21 protein-coding genes are annotated in these 20515 nt (G+C 44.4%); 20 read left to right on the top strand and 1 reads right to left on the bottom strand.

Annotated features, from left to right (window positions below):
• Positions 1–190 precede the first annotated feature (190 nt).
• The 18 genes from MHN79_RS12375 (at position 191) to flhB (ending at position 17660) form a co-directional block, all read left to right on the top strand.
• Entirely contained in the window at positions 191–1657 is a 1467-nt protein-coding gene (locus tag MHN79_RS12375; protein ID WP_239173143.1) for a sigma-54 dependent transcriptional regulator, read from the top strand.
• Positions 1658–1781: 124 nt separating this feature from the next.
• Positions 1782–2846, top strand: a complete 1065-nt coding sequence (locus tag MHN79_RS12370; protein WP_239173142.1) for an ATP-binding protein — start codon at positions 1782–1784, stop codon at positions 2844–2846.
• On the top strand, positions 2843–4243 hold the full coding sequence (locus MHN79_RS12365) for a sigma-54 dependent transcriptional regulator (RefSeq protein ID WP_239173141.1): 1401 nt from the start codon (positions 2843–2845) through the stop codon (positions 4241–4243). Before MHN79_RS12370 ends, MHN79_RS12365 begins: the two co-directional genes overlap by 4 nt.
• Positions 4244–4339: 96 nt before the next feature.
• Positions 4340–4651 carry a flagellar hook-basal body complex protein FliE gene (gene fliE / locus MHN79_RS12360; protein ID WP_114786691.1) on the top strand — a complete coding sequence of 104 codons (312 nt, stop codon included), beginning with the start codon at positions 4340–4342 and terminating at the stop codon, positions 4649–4651.
• A gap of 79 nt (positions 4652–4730) precedes the next feature.
• Positions 4731–6416 carry a flagellar basal-body MS-ring/collar protein FliF gene (gene fliF, locus MHN79_RS12355; protein WP_239173199.1) on the top strand — a complete coding sequence of 562 codons (1686 nt, stop codon included), beginning with the start codon at positions 4731–4733 and terminating at the stop codon, positions 6414–6416.
• Positions 6409–7455, top strand: coding sequence for a flagellar motor switch protein FliG (fliG, locus tag MHN79_RS12350; protein ID WP_114786692.1), 1047 nt, complete (start codon positions 6409–6411; stop codon positions 7453–7455). The genes fliF and fliG overlap by 8 nt, the downstream gene beginning before the upstream one ends.
• Positions 7456–7479: 24 nt before the next feature.
• Entirely contained in the window at positions 7480–8280 is an 801-nt protein-coding gene (gene fliH / locus MHN79_RS12345) for a flagellar assembly protein FliH (RefSeq protein WP_160929789.1), read from the top strand.
• On the top strand, positions 8280–9611 hold the full coding sequence (fliI, locus tag MHN79_RS12340; protein WP_239173140.1) for a flagellar protein export ATPase FliI: 1332 nt from the start codon (positions 8280–8282) through the stop codon (positions 9609–9611). The genes fliH and fliI overlap by 1 nt, the downstream gene beginning before the upstream one ends.
• A gap of 3 nt (positions 9612–9614) precedes the next feature.
• Complete coding sequence (gene fliJ / locus MHN79_RS12335; protein ID WP_239173139.1) at positions 9615–10055, top strand: flagellar export protein FliJ; 441 nt, start codon at positions 9615–9617, stop codon at positions 10053–10055.
• Positions 10056–10202: 147 nt separating this feature from the next.
• The gene (locus MHN79_RS12330; RefSeq protein ID WP_239173138.1) at positions 10203–12143 is read left to right on the top strand and encodes a flagellar hook-length control protein FliK; all 1941 of its coding nucleotides are present in this window, start codon (positions 10203–10205) and stop codon (positions 12141–12143) included.
• 36 nt (positions 12144–12179) lie between these two features.
• Positions 12180–12680 (top strand): flagellar basal body-associated protein FliL, encoded by a 501-nt coding sequence (fliL, locus tag MHN79_RS12325; RefSeq protein ID WP_160929797.1) that lies wholly within the window; start codon positions 12180–12182, stop codon positions 12678–12680.
• Positions 12681–12687: 7 nt separating this feature from the next.
• Complete coding sequence (gene fliM, locus MHN79_RS12320) at positions 12688–13734, top strand: flagellar motor switch protein FliM (RefSeq protein ID WP_160929799.1); 1047 nt, start codon at positions 12688–12690, stop codon at positions 13732–13734.
• Between the two features lie 17 nt (positions 13735–13751).
• A complete protein-coding gene (fliN, locus tag MHN79_RS12315; protein WP_152430963.1) occupies positions 13752–14156 on the top strand; it encodes a flagellar motor switch protein FliN in 405 nt (134 codons plus the stop codon).
• 3 nt (positions 14157–14159) lie between these two features.
• The gene (gene fliO / locus MHN79_RS12310; RefSeq protein WP_239173137.1) at positions 14160–14579 is read left to right on the top strand and encodes a flagellar biosynthetic protein FliO; all 420 of its coding nucleotides are present in this window, start codon (positions 14160–14162) and stop codon (positions 14577–14579) included.
• Positions 14566–15444 carry a flagellar type III secretion system pore protein FliP gene (fliP, locus tag MHN79_RS12305; RefSeq protein ID WP_239173136.1) on the top strand — a complete coding sequence of 293 codons (879 nt, stop codon included), beginning with the start codon at positions 14566–14568 and terminating at the stop codon, positions 15442–15444. The genes fliO and fliP overlap by 14 nt, the downstream gene beginning before the upstream one ends.
• A 12-nt stretch (positions 15445–15456) precedes the next feature.
• A complete protein-coding gene (fliQ, locus tag MHN79_RS12300) occupies positions 15457–15726 on the top strand; it encodes a flagellar biosynthesis protein FliQ (RefSeq protein ID WP_114786702.1) in 270 nt (89 codons plus the stop codon).
• A gap of 11 nt (positions 15727–15737) precedes the next feature.
• Entirely contained in the window at positions 15738–16520 is a 783-nt protein-coding gene (gene fliR / locus MHN79_RS12295; RefSeq protein ID WP_152430960.1) for a flagellar biosynthetic protein FliR, read from the top strand.
• A 9-nt stretch (positions 16521–16529) separates the two neighbouring features.
• A complete protein-coding gene (gene flhB, locus MHN79_RS12290) occupies positions 16530–17660 on the top strand; it encodes a flagellar biosynthesis protein FlhB (RefSeq protein WP_152430959.1) in 1131 nt (376 codons plus the stop codon).
• Positions 17661–17679: 19 nt separating this feature from the next.
• On the opposite strand, the gene smrB is transcribed toward flhB, so the two are convergent.
• Positions 17680–18210: an endonuclease SmrB gene (gene smrB / locus MHN79_RS12285; RefSeq protein ID WP_160929809.1), complete on the bottom strand. Its 531-nt coding sequence runs from the start codon at positions 18208–18210 to the stop codon at positions 17680–17682.
• Positions 18211–18272: 62 nt separating this feature from the next.
• Here smrB and prmB point away from each other — a divergent pair, with 62 nt between their 5' ends.
• Positions 18273–19205 carry a 50S ribosomal protein L3 N(5)-glutamine methyltransferase gene (gene prmB / locus MHN79_RS12280; protein ID WP_160929811.1) on the top strand — a complete coding sequence of 311 codons (933 nt, stop codon included), beginning with the start codon at positions 18273–18275 and terminating at the stop codon, positions 19203–19205.
• 174 nt (positions 19206–19379) lie between these two features.
• A complete protein-coding gene (gene aroC, locus MHN79_RS12275) occupies positions 19380–20465 on the top strand; it encodes a chorismate synthase (protein ID WP_239173135.1) in 1086 nt (361 codons plus the stop codon).
• Positions 20466–20515 lie beyond the last annotated feature (50 nt).

Raw genomic sequence — 20515 nt, 5'->3', positions numbered from 1 at the left:
ACATCACCTAAATGCTTGGTTGCCTTTATTTTTTTATCAAATAGAATATAAGCCACTAACTCGTTTAGTGGCTAAGTCTGTGGCTTAATTTTATAAATTGTCTATCACTAATCCTGTTCTATAGTTAGATTAGTCGCCAGAACAAAATATCAGCCATAACGTTTGAAAATAAAGGCAATAAATCTCACCTATGCAAGGTTTAGCAAAGCTACTCGTAATTGAAGACGATGCGCAGGCGCGCGTCGGTTTGCGTAACATACTAGAGTTCGTTGGAGAACCGTGTGAGGCGATAAGCTCTGCACAGTTAAGCGACGTAGACTGGTCTAGTGTTTGGACTGGTTGTATTCTTGGTTCTATGAATAACCAAGGTTTTTCCACCCAATTAAATGGCCAACTACTGAAATCCAGTCACGTTCCGTTACTTATGTTGGGGCCTCATACTTATCCAGTTGAAGAGATGACCAATTATGTCGGTGAACTGGAGTACCCTTTAAATTATCCTCAATTAAGCGAAGCCCTGCGCCATTGTAAAGAGTTTCTCGGGCGCCAAGGGATAAACCATACTGCTTCTTCTCGTGATAACACCTTATTTCGCAGTTTGGTTGGTCAGAGCATTGGAATACAGGAAGTTAGGCACCTTATAGAGCAAGTCTCTTCGACAGAAGCTAATGTGCTTATACTGGGAGAGTCTGGAACAGGCAAAGAAGTTGTCGCTCGCAATATTCACTACCATTCTGCACGCAAGACTGGACCATTTGTGCCAATAAACTGTGGTGCTATCCCCCCTGACTTATTAGAAAGCGAGCTATTTGGCCATGAAAAAGGAGCTTTTACAGGAGCGATTACTTCGCGTAAAGGGCGTTTTGAATTAGCTGAAGGCGGTACTTTGTTTTTGGACGAGATTGGTGATATGCCAATGCCAATGCAAGTTAAACTCCTTAGAGTATTACAGGAAAGATGCTTTGAACGTGTTGGTGGTAATACAACCATAAGAGTTAATGTTAGGGTTATCGCTGCTACTCATCGAAACCTCGACAATATGATAAAAGAGGAGTCTTTTCGAGAAGACTTGTATTATCGGCTAAACGTTTTCCCTATTGAAATGCCTCCTTTACGTGATCGTATTAATGATGTGCCTCTTTTACTCCAAGAATTAATGGCTCGTATGGAGTCTGAAGGTACTCGGCCAATTTGTTTTACTCCAAGATCTATTAACTCACTCATGGAGCATAATTGGCCAGGTAACGTTAGGGAACTGGCCAATTTGGTCGAAAGGATGGTAATTCTTTATCCAAATAGCTTAGTTGATGTTAATCATTTGCCGACCAAGTATCGCTACAGTGATATTCCTGAATTTCACCCTGAGTATAATGCGCTTGCTTCCGTTGAGGAGCAAGAACGGGATGCCTTACAAGACATATTCTCTGAAGGCTTTAGTCTCGATAAGTCAGAGGGAATGCAAGAACATGTCCATGCTCCCCAAGAGCTTCCTCCTGAGGGGGTTAACCTCAAGGAAATGATTGCAGAGATAGAAGTGAATATGATTAACCAAGCTTTAGAGGCACAAGATGGCGTGGTTGCTCGTGCTGCAGATATGTTAGGTATGAGACGCACAACGTTGGTAGAGAAGATGAGAAAGTACAATGTCCAACGTTAGCTGTGTCAATTCTTAGTGTTGTCAAAATTCTGACTTTGATTTAAGTTGTTGAATATAAAGAATAATAGTCTGGCTTGCTTCTTGCATTTCAGACTGTTGTTGTTTTTAAAGGCAGAAATACGACATGCAAGCAGCTCAAGCTACTACGAATAAAACACCACTTGGTACTATTGAAGAGCAAGTTGAGAGATACAAACAAGTATTAGATGTCATGCCAGCAGGAGTGATCTTGTTAGACACACAGGGTGTTGTGCATGAAGCCAACCCAGAAGCTCAGCGACTACTGGAAATGCCGCTGGTTGGACAAAAGTGGTTTGAAGTTATCCAAGGGGCATTTGCTCCTAGAGAGGATGATGGGCATGAAGTCTCTTTACGAAATGGGCGTAAAGTGAGGCTTGCTATCTCTGCTTCACATACAGGACAACTAATACTTATCACTGATTTGACCGAAACACGGCTGTTACAGTCGCGCATCAGTGATCTTCAACGCTTGTCTTCGCTTGGACGAATGGTTGCCTCACTGGCACATCAAGTACGTACTCCCTTGTCCAGCGCTATGCTTTACGCGTCAAATTTAAGTGCGCCTAGCTTACCTTCTTCAACTAAACAACGTTTCCAAGCCAAGTTGATGGACCGTTTACACGATTTAGAAAAGCAAGTGAATGATATGTTGCTGTTTGCTAAAGGCGGTGACAACAAAGTGGTTAAATCTTTTACTGTGTCCGAATTAGTCTCTGAATTTTCTCCAATGGTTGAGACGGCTCTAAAAAACAATCAGATTGATTACCATCTAGAAGTTGAACAAGAAGAAGCTCAACTTCTAGGTAACGCTAACGCCATAGCATCGGCTCTAAGTAACTTGGTGCTGAACGCGATACAGATTTCTGGCAAGGACTCTCAAGTCGACGTTTTTTTTAGACCTGTGCGCAATGAGCTTAAAATTTCGGTTCAGGACAACGGCCCAGGTGTGCCGAAAGAGCTACAAGATCAAATTATGGAGCCGTTTTTTACAACTCGCTCTCAAGGAACAGGGCTTGGACTTGCTGTTGTACAGATGGTATGCCGTGCTCATGATGGGAGGCTCGAGCTTATTTCTGAGCAAGGAGAAGGAGCATGTTTTACTATCTGCATCCCTCTTGAAAGCAGCTCGCAGGATAATCCCGAGATAATCAAAGGAGAAGGACAATGACGCAAAGTAAAGTACTGATCGTGGAAGACGATGAAGGCTTGCGTGAAGCCTTGGTTGATACTCTTGCCCTTGCAGGATATGAATGGTTAGAAGCAGACAGCGCAGAAGATGCTCTGCTCAAGCTCAAATCACATTCTGTAGATATAGTGGTATCTGATGTGCAAATGGCAGGGATGGGAGGACTAGCCCTACTGCGCAACATTAAGCTGCATTGGCCAAACATTCCAGTTCTACTGATGACGGCATATGCGAATATTGAAGATGCTGTTTCTGCGATGAAAGACGGAGCCATCGATTATATGGCCAAGCCATTTGCGCCTGAAGTTTTGCTCAATATGGTCAGTCGATACGCTCCCAGTAAATCTGACGATAATGGTGATGCTGTCGTTGCGGACGATAAAAGTCTTAAGTTATTGGCCATGGCCGATAAAGTAGCCAAAACAGACGCGAATGTTATGGTGCTTGGCCCCAGTGGTTCGGGTAAAGAAGTCATGTCACGTTACATTCACAATGCATCAAATCGTAAAGATGGCCCTTTTGTCGCAATTAACTGTGCTGCTATTCCAGATAACATGTTAGAAGCGACTCTATTTGGTTATGAAAAAGGGGCGTTCACTGGTGCTGTACAAGCGTGTCCAGGGAAATTTGAACAAGCCCAAGGGGGAACAATTCTTCTCGATGAAATCAGCGAGATGGATTTGAATCTTCAAGCTAAGTTACTACGTGTTCTGCAAGAGCGAGAAGTTGAGCGTTTGGGAAGTCGCAAAAGCATTAGACTTGATGTGCGTGTTTTAGCAACGAGTAACCGAGACCTAAAACTTTATGTCCAAGAAGGAAATTTTCGAGAAGACTTATATTATCGGTTAAATGTATTTCCTCTTGCTTGGCCAGCTCTTTGCGAGCGTAAAAATGATATCGAGCCTCTTGCTAGGCATCTTGTTGAACGTCATTGCAAAAAATTAGGTCTTCCTGTTCCTAACTTAGCTGTTGATGCCTTAAACAAACTCCATGCTTATCATTGGCCCGGTAACGTTCGTGAGTTGGATAATGTGGTCCAGCGAGCGCTTATTTTAAGTGAAAATGAGCAGATTAACGCCGAACATATCCTTCTTGAAGGACTTGATTGGCAAGACGCGTGCAGCTTGCAGCACATAGTGGAAACCGGTCAGATTAGCGCGCCTAATATAAAGCCTTTGGCTGAAGTAGAAGGCGAGTTCCCAGTGTCCTCTGGTTTAGGAGGCGAATTACGAGAGCAGGAGTTTGCCATTATTCTTGACACGTTAGCAGAGTGTAATGGTCGGCGTAAAGACATGGCTGAGAAACTGGGTATTAGCCCTAGAACACTGCGCTACAAGCTTGCAAAAATGAGAGATGCAGGCATTGAAATCCCCAACTAAAGTGTGGGTGGTAATGCCAAATCTTTATGGCATGTAGATTGCAGATTATTCTAACAACAAGGATTATGGTCAAAGAGTTGACGGTTGAGGTGCTCAATGAAAGTGGATAGTTTTCAAGGCGAATTACAAGCCATGATGTTTGAGGCTGCCAATACAAAGCCTGCAGCAACGGGACAGAAAGTTGGTGCTGACTTTAAGGATATGCTCAACAGCGCAATTAATAATGTCAACGGATTAGCTAAGTCATCAAGCAACTTACAAATGCGTTTCGACAGAGGTGACGACGATATTTCGTTGTCTGACGTTATGATTGCGAGAAACAAGTCGAGCGTTGCGTTTGAAGCAACAATTCAGGTGCGCAATAAGCTTGTCGAAGCGTACAAAGAATTGATGAATATGCCAGTTTAAGCGATAGGTACTGTCTGTGTCAGAAGAAGAAACCCCATCAACAGAGCTAGCTGTAGCGGAAGATGCGCCGGATACAGGTATGGTAGCCGCATCCGATTTGGATACTGATATTCAAAATCCAGATTTGGACGAACAGAGCTCGAAGAAATTTGATATGGCTGTTGGAGATCTTGACCTTCTTCGTCAGGTTGTACTTGTCTTCTCTATCTCCATTTGTGTTGCCTTAATTGTGATGCTGTTTTTCTGGGTTCGAGAGCCTGAAATGCGTCCATTAGGGGCGTATGAGACGGAAGAACTGATCCCTGTACTCGACTACCTTGATCAAGAAAAAATAGATTATAACCTTGATGGTAATACGATTTTTGTGCCTGCCAGCGAGTATAACTCAATTAAGCTGAATATGGTTCGTGCTGGCTTGAATAGCGAAAAGCAAGCCGGAAATGACATATTAATGCAGGATATGGGTTTTGGCGTTTCGCAGCGTTTGGAGCAAGAACGCTTAAAACTCAGTCGAGAGCTTCAACTTGCTAAAGCGATCGAGGAAATGAAACATGTACGTAAAGCTCGTGTCCTACTTGCTTTACCAAAGAGAAGCGTGTTTGTTCGGCATAATCAGGAAGCGTCTGCTTCTGTATTCCTCACCCTTCGTATGGGAGCTTCTCTAAAACAAGAAGAGGTCGATTCGATCGTTGATATAGTTGCAAGTGCGGTCCCCGGTATGAAGCCAAACCGCATCACTGTTACAGATCAACATGGTCGTCTTTTGAGTTCTGGTTCTCAAGACCCTGCTTCAGCAGCTCGGCGCAAAGAGCATGAGCTCGAGAGAAAACAAGAAGAAGCATTGCGTGAGAAAATTGACTCTGTGCTTATTCCTATTCTAGGTTTTGGTAACTACACCGCACAGGTCGATATCCAGTTAGATTTCAGCGCAGTGGAGCAAACCCGAAAGCGCTTTGACCCCAACACACCTTCTACTCGAAGCGAGTACACCTTGGAAGACTATAATAATGGTAATGTCGTCGCTGGTGTTCCGGGTGCCCTTAGTAACCAACCTCCTGCAGATGCGTCAATACCGCAAGACGTTGCTCAAATGAAGGACGGGTCTTTGCTTGGGCAAGGCTCTGTGCATAAGGAAGCCACGCGTAACTTTGAACTGGATACTACGATCAGTCATGAGCGGCGTCAGACTGGTGTTGTTAATCGTCAAACGGTTGCTGTTGCGATAAAAAATCGTCCTACGACCAACCCTGATACGGGTGAAACGACTTATCAACCGATTTCTGACGCTGAATTGAAGTCCATTCGCGAGGTGTTGATTGGTACTGTGGGCTTTAATGAAGATCGTGGTGATTTACTCAACGTCCTTAGTATGCAGTTTGCAGAACCAGAAGCGGAAGTCATAGGTGAAGTGCCGATTTGGGAGCACGAAAACTTTAATGATTGGATGAGATGGTTAGCCAGTGCGCTTGTCATTATCGTGATAGTTCTTGTTTTGGTCCGCCCAGCAATGACCAAACTACTGAACCCTGCTTCGGACGATGATGAGGACATGTATGGGCCTGATGGTTTACCTATTGGTGCCGATGGTGAGACAAGCCTTATTGGCGGCGACATGGACGGTGGAGAATTGTTTGAGTTTGGCTCTAGCATAGACTTACCAAACCTCCATAAAGATGAAGACGTGTTGAAAGCGGTTCGAGCTCTGGTAGCGAATGAGCCTGAACTTGCGGCACAAGTAGTGAAGAACTGGATGGAAGATGGCTAATGACGTTGCCCCTCAAGGTGAGGGCGAAGAAAACACCTTAGATATTGAAAGTGTACCCGGTGAAGAGCGTGCGGCGATCCTTTTGCTGAGTCTTAATGAAGAAGACGCAGCTGGCATCATTCGCCATCTAGAGCCAAAGCAAGTACAGCGCGTAGGTAGTGCAATGGCTCAGGCTGCTAGCTTCAACCAAGAGAAGGTGAGTGTTGTTCATCGCGCCTTTTTGGAAGATATCCAGAAATACACCAATATAGGTATGGGCAGTGAAGACTTTATGCGTAATGCTTTAGTTGCCGCCCTAGGTGAAGACAAAGCTAATAACCTTGTTGACCAGATATTACTTGGCACAGGGTCGAAAGGTTTAGATTCCCTAAAATGGATGGATCCTCGTCAGGTAGCCAGTATCATCATCAACGAGCACCCTCAGATTCAAACCATAGTACTTTCTTATCTAGAGCCCGACCAGTCAGCCGAGATTTTGACACAGTTTGCTGAACGTGATGCCCTTGACTTAGTAATGAGAATTGCCACGTTAGAGGAAGTACAGCCATCAGCCCTTGCTGAGTTGAATGAAATCATGGAGAAACAGTTTGCCGGTCAGGCAGGTGCTCAAGCCGCGAAAATTGGTGGTACTAAAGCTGCGGCCGAAATCATGAACTTTATGGATAACCAGATGGAAAGCATCATGATGGAACAAATCCGTGAGCAAGATGAAGATATGGCAACACAGATTCAAGATCTTATGTTTGTATTTGAAAACCTTATCGAAGTCGACGATTCAGGTATCCAAAAACTGCTGCGTGATGTTCCGCAAGAGTCTCTTCAGAGAGCACTCAAAGGTGCAGATGATGCTCTGCGTGAAAAAATCTTTAAGAATATGTCTAAACGAGCGGCAGAACTTATGGCTGATGACCTTGAAGCCATGGCGCCAATTAAAGTTTCTGACGTTGAAGCTGCGCAGAAAGAGGTATTGGCCGTTGCACGTAAAATGGCTGACTCCGGTGAAATTGTGCTTGGCGGTGGTGCCGATGAATTCTTATAGTCTTGAACATTAGGTGATTTGGTCATGTCAGATGAAAGAAAGCGCGGATACCTGCGTATAGAAGAAGGGGACCTTGCTCATAAAACTGAGGTGTGGGGTATGCCAGATTACTCTTCGGAAACTCGTTCTCAGGCTAAAGAGACCGCCTTGAATTATGACCCCAGTTGGATGCCAACGCTTCCAGAGCCTGAGCCAGAACCACCGAAAGAGCTCACTGAAGAAGAAATAGAACAAATTAAGCAGCAAGCTTATGAAGAAGGACTGTTGCAAGGGCAAGAAGCGGGTTTTACGCAAGGGTACGAAAAAGGAAAAGAGCAAGGAAGCGCTGAAGGCCACAAGGAAGGCTTTGAAGCGGGTAAAGCCGAAGGCGTAGAAGCTGGACAAGAGCTTATTCAAGCACAAATTAGTACCTTCGTGGATTTAGCAAACCAGTTTGCTCAGCCTCTTGAACTGCTTAATGTACAAGTCGAAAAACAGATCGTTGATATGGTGCTAACTTTGGTCAAAGAAGTTGTCCATGTTGAAGCTAAAATCAATCCTAAAGTGGTGTTAGATACGGTTAAGCAATCTGTCGAATCCCTGCCAGTATCTGGACACTCGATTACGGTCAAATTGCACCCTGATGATGTTGAGATCGTGCGTTCTGCATATGGTGAGGGAGAGCTGGAGTTTCGTAATTGGCTGCTGGTATCTGAACCCGCACTCAATCCAGGTGACTTACAAATTGAAGCTGGTGAGTCGAGTGTTAATTATCGATTAGAGGACAGAATCCGTAGTGTTCTCGATAACTTCTGTGGCGCAAATCATCATCAAGGTGGTGACTAATGTTAGCGCTTGCTGAACGTCTGTCGCATTATCAAACGGATGGCCTGACATGTCGCCCTGTCGCTTCGGGTAAGTTGGTTCGTGTCGTTGGGCTTACATTAGAAGCGACTGGGTGTCGAGCGCCGATCGGTAGTTTATGTCAGGTTGAAACGATACACGGCCATATGGATGCTGAAGTCGTCGGCTTCTCGGGCGATAATTTGTTTCTCATGCCTAGTGAGCAAATAACAGGAGTTCTACCAGGCGCCAAAGTGACGCCCTTAGCGACGGATTCTGGTTTGCCTGTCGGGATGGAATTGCTTGGTCGTGTTATCGATGGTGTTGGTAATCCGCTCGATGGGCTTGGGCCTCTGTACACGGATAAGCGCGCCAAGTTTAATTCTGATCCTATCAATCCTCTTTCTCGAAAGCCTATCTCTGAGCCCTTAGACGTTGGGATAAAAGCAATTAACAGTTTACTTACCGTGGGTAAAGGCCAACGTATTGGCTTATTTGCTGGTTCTGGTGTGGGTAAATCAGTCACCTTAGGCATGATGACCAGAGGAACCACTGCGCAAGTCGTAGTGGTGGGTCTTATTGGTGAGCGTGGGCGCGAGGTGAAAGAATTTATTGATGACATACTTGGCGTTGACGGACGTCAGCGCTCTGTTGTTGTTGCAGCACCTGCAGATTCCTCTCCACTCATGCGTCTAAAGGGATGTCAAACAGCACTGACTATAGCCGAATATTTTCGCGATCAAGGCCTTGATGTCTTACTTTTATTGGATTCTCTCACCCGTTTTGCACAAGCTCAGCGTGAAATCGCCTTATCTGTTGGTGAGCCGCCTGCGACTAAAGGCTATCCACCTTCTGTCTTTGCCAAGCTTCCCTCTCTGGTAGAGCGGGCAGGCAATGGCAATCAAGAACATGGTTCAATCACGGCTTTTTTCACTGTTCTTACTGAGGGAGATGACTTACAAGACCCGATTGCTGATGCTTCAAGGGCGATACTTGATGGCCATATTGTATTGTCGCGTGAAATGGCAGATGCTGGCCACTACCCAGCGATTGATGTTGAAAAATCAGTCAGCCGAGTGATGCCACAGGTGACAGGCGAAGAACAAATTCTGATGTCCAAAGCTGTGCGACAGGTTCTATCGGTTTGTAGAAAAAACCAAGACTTAGTCTCTATTGGTGCATACAAGCCTGGTTCAGACCCTGCGATAGACAGTGCGTTTACACTCAAACCTAGGTTGGATGCTTACTTACAGCAAGGAATGAAAGAAACTGTCCCCTTCGATATGAGCATCAGTATGTTGCGTAACTTGCTGCAAGTTCAAGCGGAGGAGTAATGTATGGATAATGCGATGGTATTTCTCCTTGAACAATCTAAAGAACGTGAAAATCAAGCGGTGCTTGCGCTCAGCCAAGCTAGAGCGGAGCTGGATGACTATTATCAACAGTTGAAACAAATAGAGAATTACCGCTTGGACTATTGTGATCAGCTTGTCGAAAAAGGTAAGCAGGGTTTGACGGCTAGCCAATATATGCATTTAAACCGATTTCTAACAACACTGGATGAGACTCTTTCTAAACAGAAGCAGGCAGAGCAACATTTCATATCTCAAGTAGAAAGTTGTGAGCATAATTGGACGGAATGCCGCAAGCAGCGCCGATCTTATGAATGGCTTATCGATAAAAAACAAGAAGAAAAGCAGCGACTACAGCATATCCGCGAACAAAAGCAAATGGATGAGTTTGCGACGGTCCAGTATGCCCGCCGATCTGCAAACTAATACTAGGTAGAATCAATAATCTTGTATGACTAAACGACTTGGCTCGCTTTTTGCTCAATCAACATTGTTAAATATTGCTGCGTCGCTGATGATTGTTCTACTGATTGTCTGTGGCTGTTCTCTCAATCGTATGTGAGTGCTCTGTTTATGAATGTGAATATAACCCAAGTTTCCGACTCTTCTAAAGCAACCTCGACGACATCCCAGTCCGCAGAGACTGAGCAATCAGAAGGTTTTTTTGCTAAGTTAGCTGCGTTTATAAAAGGTGAACCTAGTGAAAAGCAATCAGCAGAAACAGTGACAGTGGATTCTCCTGCTGAAGGAGATGAAAGCACTAAGTTGATGCTAGAACAAGAGGTTAGCCTTGATGGTGACGTCGGTAATGAGGACGCTCCCCTTCTCGTTAAAAATAACGTATCCGATTCAGAAAAGCACATTGATGCGGACAGCCTTAAAGAACAATCACAAGTTTTAGCCGAAGGGGCGGCGCAAAAGAGCGGACCAGCAATACCTAGCAATTTACTCGAATCTGATGCGGAGAAGATAGTATCCGAAAATGGTGAATTACTCGGAAGGTTGGACGATGCGAACAAAGCATTACAAGACCAACCCGGCAAGGAGTTGCCACTAAAGGGTAACGATAATCAGATCCTCGTTAGTGACGACCTAAACACTCAGCATAATCAAACCATTTTACGGCAAGCCATTGGTAAAGAGGCGGCAACAACCGACTTGTCTAGTGGCATTAATAGCATAGAGTCGGCATCGTTGGTTCAGGCTATTTCTCAAGAGCAATATGCAGACATCCCTGAAATAGCTAAGCAGTTTATTGAATCTGAACAGATATCGTCAGACGCCGTTCTTCCCACCGAATTAATGGCACACAAGCTTTCAAGTGTGAATAAAGCGGACAAACTAGATGTGCTTGATGTAGACCAGGTGAAGCTTGCGATTGAAGGAGATATAGAGCGCTTGAAGCATCAGCTTAAGGAGCAAGGTCTCTCAGGTAATGAAATAGAGCAAATTGTTGAATCTGCGAAGGCGCAGGCTATGTCTGAGCAATTGCAACCTCATATTACTCCAGTAGCAAAAGCAGTACATACTGAGTTGCGAAGCGCTGACCTTAATCCGCACAGCGCAAATATAGCTGAGAGTGCTAATGTTCAGGCTAACCCTATAGAAGCAGTAGAAGCAATACCTGCAATGGCAACGTCGGCTATCCCTTGGTCAGCATCACCTGAAGAAGTGGTAGGTAATGAGATGTTGCAAAAACTTGATGGAAAACATAAGACGCCCCAAACTCCTGTTGTCCAGTCAATTCCCCAAATGCTGAATCAAGCTTCTCAATCATCCAACTTAGCGAATAGTCAGCATATTATTGCGCCCACACCAAACGTCCCGCTTGCGAATGATGTGTCTATTAATCAGCTTCAGCAGGTTGCCGCTACCCCTGTTGCTAGTGAGCAGGCTGTGTTAAAGGCCGCAGTGGGGGCTAAAACTTTGGGGGCATTAGGGAAGCTTTCTCAATCAGGGGCTAAGCAAGGAGCGGCAGCAGGCCAAGAGTTTGGTTTAGCTCAGCAATTATCTCAGGCTGCTGGGCAACAGGTTGGTGCTGGACAAACACAATTGCGTGCCGAGCAAGCTTCGGCTCAAGCACCTTTGCCGTTAAATAGGGAGCTTGCCGGTGACCAAGTTGCTGAGCGTGTTCAGATGATGATGTCTAAAAACCTTAAGAATGTAGATATTCGTCTTGACCCTCCAGAGCTTGGGCGATTGCAAATTCGCTTAAATGTAGGGGGAGATGGTGCAACGGTACATTTTACAGTTGCAAACCAGCAAGCTAGAGATGTGATTGAACAATCTATGCCTCGCTTAAGAGAAATGTTAGCTCAGCAAGGGGTACAGCTGGGTGATTCATCGGTTCAGCAGCAGTCTTCCGGGCAGCAGAATCGCTATGCTGGAAATAACTCGGGTAATGGCCAAGGTGACAGCAATCAAGCCTTTTCTAATGAAGAAAACCTTGAACCAGGCGTCAATCTTGATTTGAATGTGACAACAAAGCGTGATGGAATCAGTTATTACGCTTAAACTATAGAAAAGTAAGCAAAATAGAGAACCACGGATATGGCCGACGAAGAAATAGAAACAGAAGCTCCCCAAGGTAAAAGTAAGCTGTTAATTATTATCATCGCTGTTGTTGTATTACTAGTGGGCGGCGGCGGAGCTGCATTTTTTATGATGGGGTCTGGGGGTGAAGAAGAGGCAGGAGGAGAAGTTGCTCAACAGGAAGTCGAGGTTTCGTCAGAACCTGTTTCCTATGTCAATATAGCCCAGCCTTTTCTTTTCAACGTGACTGGTGATACCAAAGAACGTTTGGTGCAGATTAAAGTGCAATTAATGGTGAGAGGGTTCGAAAATGAGAACTTAGCTCGTTACCATTCTCCTTTAATTGAAAGCTCGTTGTTGGGCACCTTTGCTTCGGCTACGGTTGAGCAACTAAGAAGTGTGAACGGCAGGGTGGAACTTAGAGACAAAGCAACAAACGATATCAAGGCGAGTTTAAATCGAGCCGTAGGGCAGCCAGTAATTGAACGTGTGTTGTTTACTGATTTTGTAATACAGTAGGTGATGAGTGACCGATTTATTAAGCCAAGATGAGATTGATGCGCTTCTCCATGGTGTGGATGATGTCGATGATGGTGGCGATGGTGGTGGCGATGGTGGTTCGTCAGTAGACTTTGACTTCTCGTCGCAAGACCGGATTGTTCGTGGTCGAATGCCGACACTTGAGCTCATTAACGAACGTTTTGCCCGCCATATGCGGATAAGTTTGTTTAACATGCTCAGAAAAGCGGCTGAAGTGTCCATTAACGGCGTTCAAATGATGAAGTTTGGTGAGTACCAAAACACACTTTACGTACCAACAAGTTTAAACATGGTACGTTTTAGGCCACTTAAAGGTACCGCATTGATCACAATGGAAGCGCGTTTAGTTTTCATACTGGTGGAAAACTTTTTTGGTGGTGATGGACGTTATCATGCTCGAATTGAGGGCCGTGAGTTTACGCCAACCGAGCGCCGAATTGTCCAGTTGCTACTAAAAATCGTCTTTGAGGACTACAAAGAAGCATGGTCGCCTGTAATGGGTGTTGAGTTTGAGTATCTTGACTCGGAAGTGAACCCGAGTATGGCGAACATAGTTAGTCCAACTGAAGTGATTGTTGTTAGCTCATTCCATATTGAAGTTGATGGCGGTGGCGGCGATTTTCACGTAGTTATGCCTTATTCCATGGTGGAGCCTATCCGAGAGCTGCTTGATGCTGGTGTTCAGTCTGACAAAATGGAGGCTGATGTCCGCTGGAGTAGTGCTTTGCGAGAGGAAATGATGGATGTCCCGATTAATTTTAGGGTCAACTTGCTCGAGCATGATATTTCTTTGAGGGATCTGATGGAACTTCAACCTGGCGATATTATCCCCGTTGCTATGCCAGAAAATGCCACTATGTTCGTCGAGGAGCTTCCCACATATCGCGTCAAAATGGGACGCTCAGGTGAAATGCTGGCAGTACAAGTGTCTGAGAAAATTAAACGTCCTGATGTAGTGAAAACAGACATCGCATTTTTGGGTAAAGACGTCATCTCTGAACTAGAAGAAGATGACGGAGAAATAGAAGATTAGAAAATAGGTAATTAAGTATGGATGAAGATCAAAAACTGGCTGATGAATGGGCTGCTGCGCTTGGTGAGGATCCAGATGCTCCTGAGGTAGACGTCGATGAAGTAATGTCTGCGCAGCTGGATGAGCTCGAAGATACTTCATCTCCGATTTCAGACGATGAGCGCCGTAAGCTGGACACCATTTTAGATATACCAGTGACTATCTCTATGGAAGTAGGGCGTGCAAAAATTAGCATTCGTAACCTGTTACAACTTAACCAAGGCTCAGTTGTTGAACTGGAGCGCTTAGCCGGTGAGTCCTTGGATGTATTGGTTAATGGAACCTTGATCGCCCACGGTGAAGTTGTCGTCGTCAATGATAAGTTTGGTATACGTTTAACAGATGTCATTAGCCAGACTGAACGAATTAAGAAACTAAGGTAGGTTATGACAAGTTGTAAAAACAGGCTCAACCTTTTGGCTCTGTTACCTATCTCACCATTAGCTCTGGCTGAAACAGCCAGTAATGAACAACTGGACTGGGCAACAACCTTTGGCTCTTTGATATTTGTTGTGGCGTTTATCTTGTTTCTCGCATGGTTATTAAAACGTATGCGAGTGCCATCAATGATGAATCAAGGCGGGTTAAGTATTGTTCGTCAGTTACCAGTTGGTACTCGTGAGCGCGTAGTGATTGTGCAAGCTGGAGAAGAGCAGTTCTTAGTTGGTGTGACGTCACAGTCGGTACAACTGATTTCCAAATTGGAGACACCTCTGAACCAAGAAGAGCTTAGTAAATCAGCTCTAGCGAATACGCCTTTTGCAACTCAACTGACTCAGATATTGAAAAAAAATGATAAACACTAGTAAGTTTTTACCATTCATTCTGGCTTTTTTTTTGACAGCGTATTCGACGCTGTCGTTATCTGAAGAATCCCTTCCTACTCCCATTCCATCTAATGCAGCGCCATCGCAAGCGGTCACTGTTTCTGCAATGGAGAAGGATCAGGGAGCAGCAAGAACCATTTCCACTAGCAGCTTTTCCAGTGGCGGTGGTGGTGGCATCCCCGCGTTTACCATGACTACCAATCCAGATGGTAGTGAAGATTATTCGATTAACCTACAAATATTGGCGCTAATGACCATGTTGGGCTTTCTGCCTGCCATGGTTATTTTAATGACTTCTTTTACTCGAATTGTTGTGGTGATGTCGATTCTTCGTCAGGCTATGGGACTGCAGCAAACACCGTCTAATCAAGTGATTATTGGTATCGCTATTTTCCTGACGTTTTTTATCATGTCTCCTGTCCTTGATAAGATAAATACAGATGCAATTCAGCCCTATATCAATGAACAAATCACGGCACGTAAAGCGTTTGACTTAGCTCAAATACCGATGAAAGACTTTATGCTCAAGCAAACTCGAGTCAAAGATTTGGAAACCTTTGTCAATATATCCGGTTCTGACGTTCGCAGACCAGAAGATGTCTCTATGGCGGTATTAATACCTGCGTTTATTACTTCTGAATTGAAAACAGCGTTCCAAATAGGTTTTATGCTATTTCTGCCATTTTTGATTATCGACTTAGTGGTTGCTTCTGTTCTTATGGCTATGGGTATGATGATGCTATCGCCAATGATTGTCTCTTTGCCCTTCAAATTGATGTTATTCGTGCTGGTTGATGGTTGGAATCTGATCCTGTCAACATTGGCAGGTAGCTTTGCCTTATAAAGGGAGAAGAGCATGACGCCTGAGCTATTTGTCGAATTATTTAGAGATGCGTTATGGATGGTGCTCCTTATGGTATGTGCCATTATTATTCCCAGTCTATTAATTGGATTGATTGTGGCAATCTTTCAGGCGGCGACGTCAATCAACGAGCAAACATTAAGTTTTCTACCACGTCTGGTAGTGACGCTACTTGCTATGATGCTTTTCGCTCACTGGATGACACAAATGCTCATGGAGTACTTTTTCTCGATCGTTGAACGCTTACCTCAGGTTTTATATTAGGGTGGTAGAGAATGGAGTATCCGACTAGCGTAATACTGGATTGGATTGCCAATTACTTTTGGCCTTACACCCGGATTGCGGCCATGTTGATGGTGATGTCGGTGACTGGTGCAAGATTTGTGTCGACGCGGGTTCGCCTTTATTTGGGGTTAGCGATCACTTTTGCAGCCATGCCAGCAGTACCTGTTGTTCCCGATAATATTGAGCTTCTTTCTTTTCAAGGCTTTATGACGGTTCTTGAGCAGATTATCATTGGTGTTGCTATGGGAACAATCACCCAGTTTATGATTCAAACCTTCGTTATTCTCGGTCAAATACTGGGTATGCAGTCAAGTTTAGGTTTCGCGTCTATGGTCGATCCTGCCAACGGCCAAAATACACCGCTACTTGGTCAATTGTTTATGTTTTTGGCGACTATGTTTTTTTTGGCGACAGATGGTCACCTTAAAATGATCATGTTGGTTGTGATGAGTTTTAAGTCATTACCTATTGGTAGCGGATCGCTCAATACTGTGGATTTTAGAGAACTGGCTCTTTGGCTCGGTATTATGTTTCAGGTAGCGCTGAGCATGTCTTTGTCTGGCATTATTGCTTTGCTAACTATTAATTTGTCTTTTGGTGTTATGACCCGTGCTGCACCTCAACTGAATATATTCTCTCTTGGTTTTGCTTTTGCGTTGATCGTAGGCTTGTTGCTTTGTTGGTACATTATCTCGGGTTTGTACAGCCACTATGAGCTATTCTGGTTACAAGGAGAGCAGCAAGTATGTCGCTTTATTCGCTTGGATTGCTAGGGGGCTAAGTTGGCAGAATCAGACGGTCAAGAACGTACCGAAGAGGCCACGCCCAGGCGATTGCAACAGGCGCGTGAAAAAGGCCAAGTTGCACGCTCAAAAGAACTAGCATCGGTTTCAGTATTAGTTGTTGGAGCCATAGCTCTTATGTGGTTTGGGGAATGGCTTTCTCGCTCTCTCTACACTTTGATGGGAAGATTATTCAGCCTCTCCCGAGAAGAGATCTTTGACCTGACCAAGCTTTTTGATATCGCTTTCGGTGCTATGGGAGCACTATTTTGGCCGCTCATTATCATTCTTTTTGTTCTTTTTGTCGCTGCATTTGCTGGTGCCGCTGGTATAGGTGGGATTAGTTTTTCTGTTGAAGCCGCCATGCCGAAGTGGTCTAAAATGAACCCCTTAAGTGGCTTGAAGCGAATGGTCGGGGTACAAAGTTGGGTAGAGCTGCTTAAGTCAATTCTAAAAGTTATTTTAGTATCGGGCGCCGCGTTTTATTTGATCGATGCAGCCCAGGAAGATCTCTTTCAGCTCAGTCTAGATGTGTACCCACAAAATATTTTCCATGCCTTAGATATACTGCTTAATTTTGTGCTCTTGATTAGTTGTTCATTGCTGATTGTGGTCGCGATTGATATTCCATTTCAGATTTGGCAGCACGCTAATCAGCTTAAGATGACAAAACAGGAAATCAAAGACGAATACAAAGACACTGAGGGCAAGCCAGAGGTTAAAGGTCGTATTCGTATGCTCCAGAGGGAAGCGGCTCAGAGGCGAATGATGGCAGAAGTGCCTCAAGCTGACGTCATAGTGACCAACCCAGAGCACTTTTCCGTTGCATTGAGGTATAAGCAAGATATTGATAAAGCGCCTATTGTTGTCGCCAAAGGTAGCGATCATATGGCATTAAAAATTCGAGAAGTAGCTCGAGAGCATGATATCTATGTGATCCCAGCCCCTCCTCTAGCGAGAGCTTTGTATCATTCCACTGAGTTAGAGCAAGCCATTCCAGATGGCTTGTTTACGGCAGTCGCTCAAGTGCTTGCTTACGTTTTCCAACTTAAACAATATCGCAAGCGCGGCGGTCAAAGGCCAAACTTCAAAGCATCTGATTTACCCATTCCTCCGCAATACCGAAAGTAGCATAATCTCATAGTGATTTTTATTTTTCTGGGATAGAGAGTAACACCAGTAGTGCACCATCACCACCAAACTCGAGAGGTGCTTGGTGAAATGCCATGACATCAGGATGTTGTGCCAGCCAAAGAGGTGCTTTTTGCTTTAGGATATGTTTGCCAATGCCATGCTGAACACAGGCACAACTGATTTCATTTTTTATGCAGTAAGCGATCATAGCGCCAAGTTCGCGTTTAGCTTCATTTTGCGTCATGCCGTGCATATCTAGGAATACATCGGGGACATAGACACCGCGTCTAAGACGTTTGACTTCATAACTAGAAACATCATCTCGGGCATAACGCGTTGGGCCCTCTTCGCTGAGTAATGGTACAAATTCGTCAGAAAAGTAAAACTCTGTATCACTCGCTTCACGGGCTTGGCGTGTGATTTCTTTTTGCTTAGTGTTTCTTTTTGGTTGCTGGACTATGGTATCCTGACGTAACTTTTTAACGCCTTGTACTGCATCCTTAAAAAGGGCGAAATCGTCATTAATTTCGGTGTCTTTCTTACTCATTCGGTTATAGATACTTAAATAAAATGCTATTGGCAGTATTGTAGCGCTTTTCGGAGGTAAATTTGGATAAGATTTTTGTAGAAGAGGCTGTGTCAGAGTTACACACGCTTCAGGACATGATTCGTTGGACGGTAAGCCGGTTCAACGCCGCTAACCTATTTTATGGACAAGGCACTGATAACGCATGGGATGAGGCGTTACAGCTTATTCTTCCTACATTGTACTTGCCTATCGATGTTCCTCCACATGCTCTAAACTCCCGATTAACCAGCAGTGAACGTCTACGCGTTGTTGAAAGAGTGGTAAAGCGTATCAATGAGCGAACGCCCACCGCTTATTTAACCAATCGAGCTTGGTTCTGTGGTCTAGAGTTCTTTGTTGATGAGAGAGTGCTTATTCCTCGTTCCCCAATCGGAGAGCTTATTCAAGCAGAGTTTCAGCCATGGCTTATTGAAGAGCCAGTTCGTATCATGGACCTATGTACGGGAAGTGGCTGTATTGCTATTGCGTGTGCCCATGCCTTTCCAGAAGCTGAAGTGGATGCGATCGATATTTCTACTGATGCATTGCAGGTGGCTGAGCAAAATGTTCAGGACCATGGTATGGAGCAGCAAGTGTTCCCAATCCGCTCTGACTTATTTAGAGATCTTGCCAAAGAGAAATACAACTTAATTGTCTCTAATCCACCTTATGTGGATGAGGAAGACATGAACAGTCTACCGGATGAGTTTACTCACGAACCTGAGCTTGGCTTAGCTGCTGGCACTGACGGTTTGAAATTAGTAAGGCGTATCATTGCGAACGCACCTGACTACCTTACAGAAAAGGGCATTCTTATCTGTGAGGTTGGTAACTCTATGGTGCATATGATAGAGCAATATCCACATATACCATTTACTTGGATAGAGTTTGAAAATGGAGGCCATGGTGTGTTTATGCTGACCCAAGCACAGCTGCTCGAACATGCTCAAGAATTTTCCATCTATAAAGATTGATGGAAATGGCTTGTCCTAAAAGTCGCGCCAAGCTAGTTATAGCTTGGCGTTTTTGTATTGTTAAAAGCAAAATAGATCGGTTTAGGGGTTTACATCGATCTCTAATAAAGCGACTATGAAATTATTAACATTTAAAGTGTAAGTTATTATTTACAGTCTGAGGTAAAGGAAGGAATGGCAGGAAACAGTATCGGACAACATTTCCGAGTAACCACATTTGGAGAAAGTCACGGTATCGCATTAGGTTGTATTATCGACGGGTGCCCACCGGGATTAGAAATTACAGAATCAGATATACAGATCGATCTTGACCGCCGTCGTCCTGGTACCTCTCGCTATACGACTCAGCGTCGAGAGCCTGATGAAGTGAAAATTCTCTCCGGTGTATTTGAAGGAAAAACGACGGGCACATCAATTGGTTTAGTGATCGAAAATACCGATCAACGCTCGAAAGATTACTCCGAGATAAAAGATAAGTTTCGTCCTGGGCATGCGGATTATACCTACCACCAAAAGTATGGAATTCGTGATTATCGCGGAGGAGGTCGTTCTTCAGCACGAGAGACGGCGATGAGGGTGGCAGCGGGTGCTGTGGCGAAAAAGTATCTCAAACAAGAGTTTGGCATTGAAATTCGTGCTTATCTTGCTCAGATGGGGGATGTATCGATTGATTCAGTTGATTGGGATGAAATTGAAAACAATGCCTTTTTCTGTCCTGATGTCGACAAAGTTGAAGCATTCGATCAATTGATAAGAGATCTAAAAAAACAAGGAGATTCTATTGGTGCAAAGTTACAAGTTGTAGCCACCAATGTTCCTGTTGGTTTAGGAGAGCCTGTTTTTGATCGATTAGATGCTGACGTAGCACACGCGTTAATGAGCATTAATGCCGTTAAAGGCGTCGAAATTGGTGATGGGTTTGATGTGGTTAGCCAAAAAGGCAGTCAGCATCGCGATACGCTTTCACCAGATGGTTTTGGTAGTAATCATGCTGGTGGCATTTTGGGTGGTATTTCAACTGGACAAGATATTGTTGCTAATATCGCACTCAAACCTACGTCAAGTATCACGGTGCCGGGAGATACGATCACTAAACAAGGTGAATCTACTCAACTTATCACCAAGGGACGCCACGATCCATGTGTTGGTATTCGAGCTGTCCCAATCGCTGAAGCTATGCTGGCGATAGTGGTTATGGACCACTTACTGCGCCATCGTGGACAAAATTTCGGGGTTCACACTGATACTCCTAAAATCTAATTGTTAAAAAGGCTCCTGTTGGAGCCTTTTTTGATTTGAACACCATTTAG

This window comes from Vibrio sp. Of14-4 (assembly GCF_022347625.1).
Lineage (GTDB): Bacteria > Pseudomonadota > Gammaproteobacteria > Enterobacterales > Vibrionaceae > Vibrio > Vibrio pristinus.
Note: the sequence above shows the minus strand (reverse complement) of the source record. Positions and strands in the feature narration are given on the sequence as shown.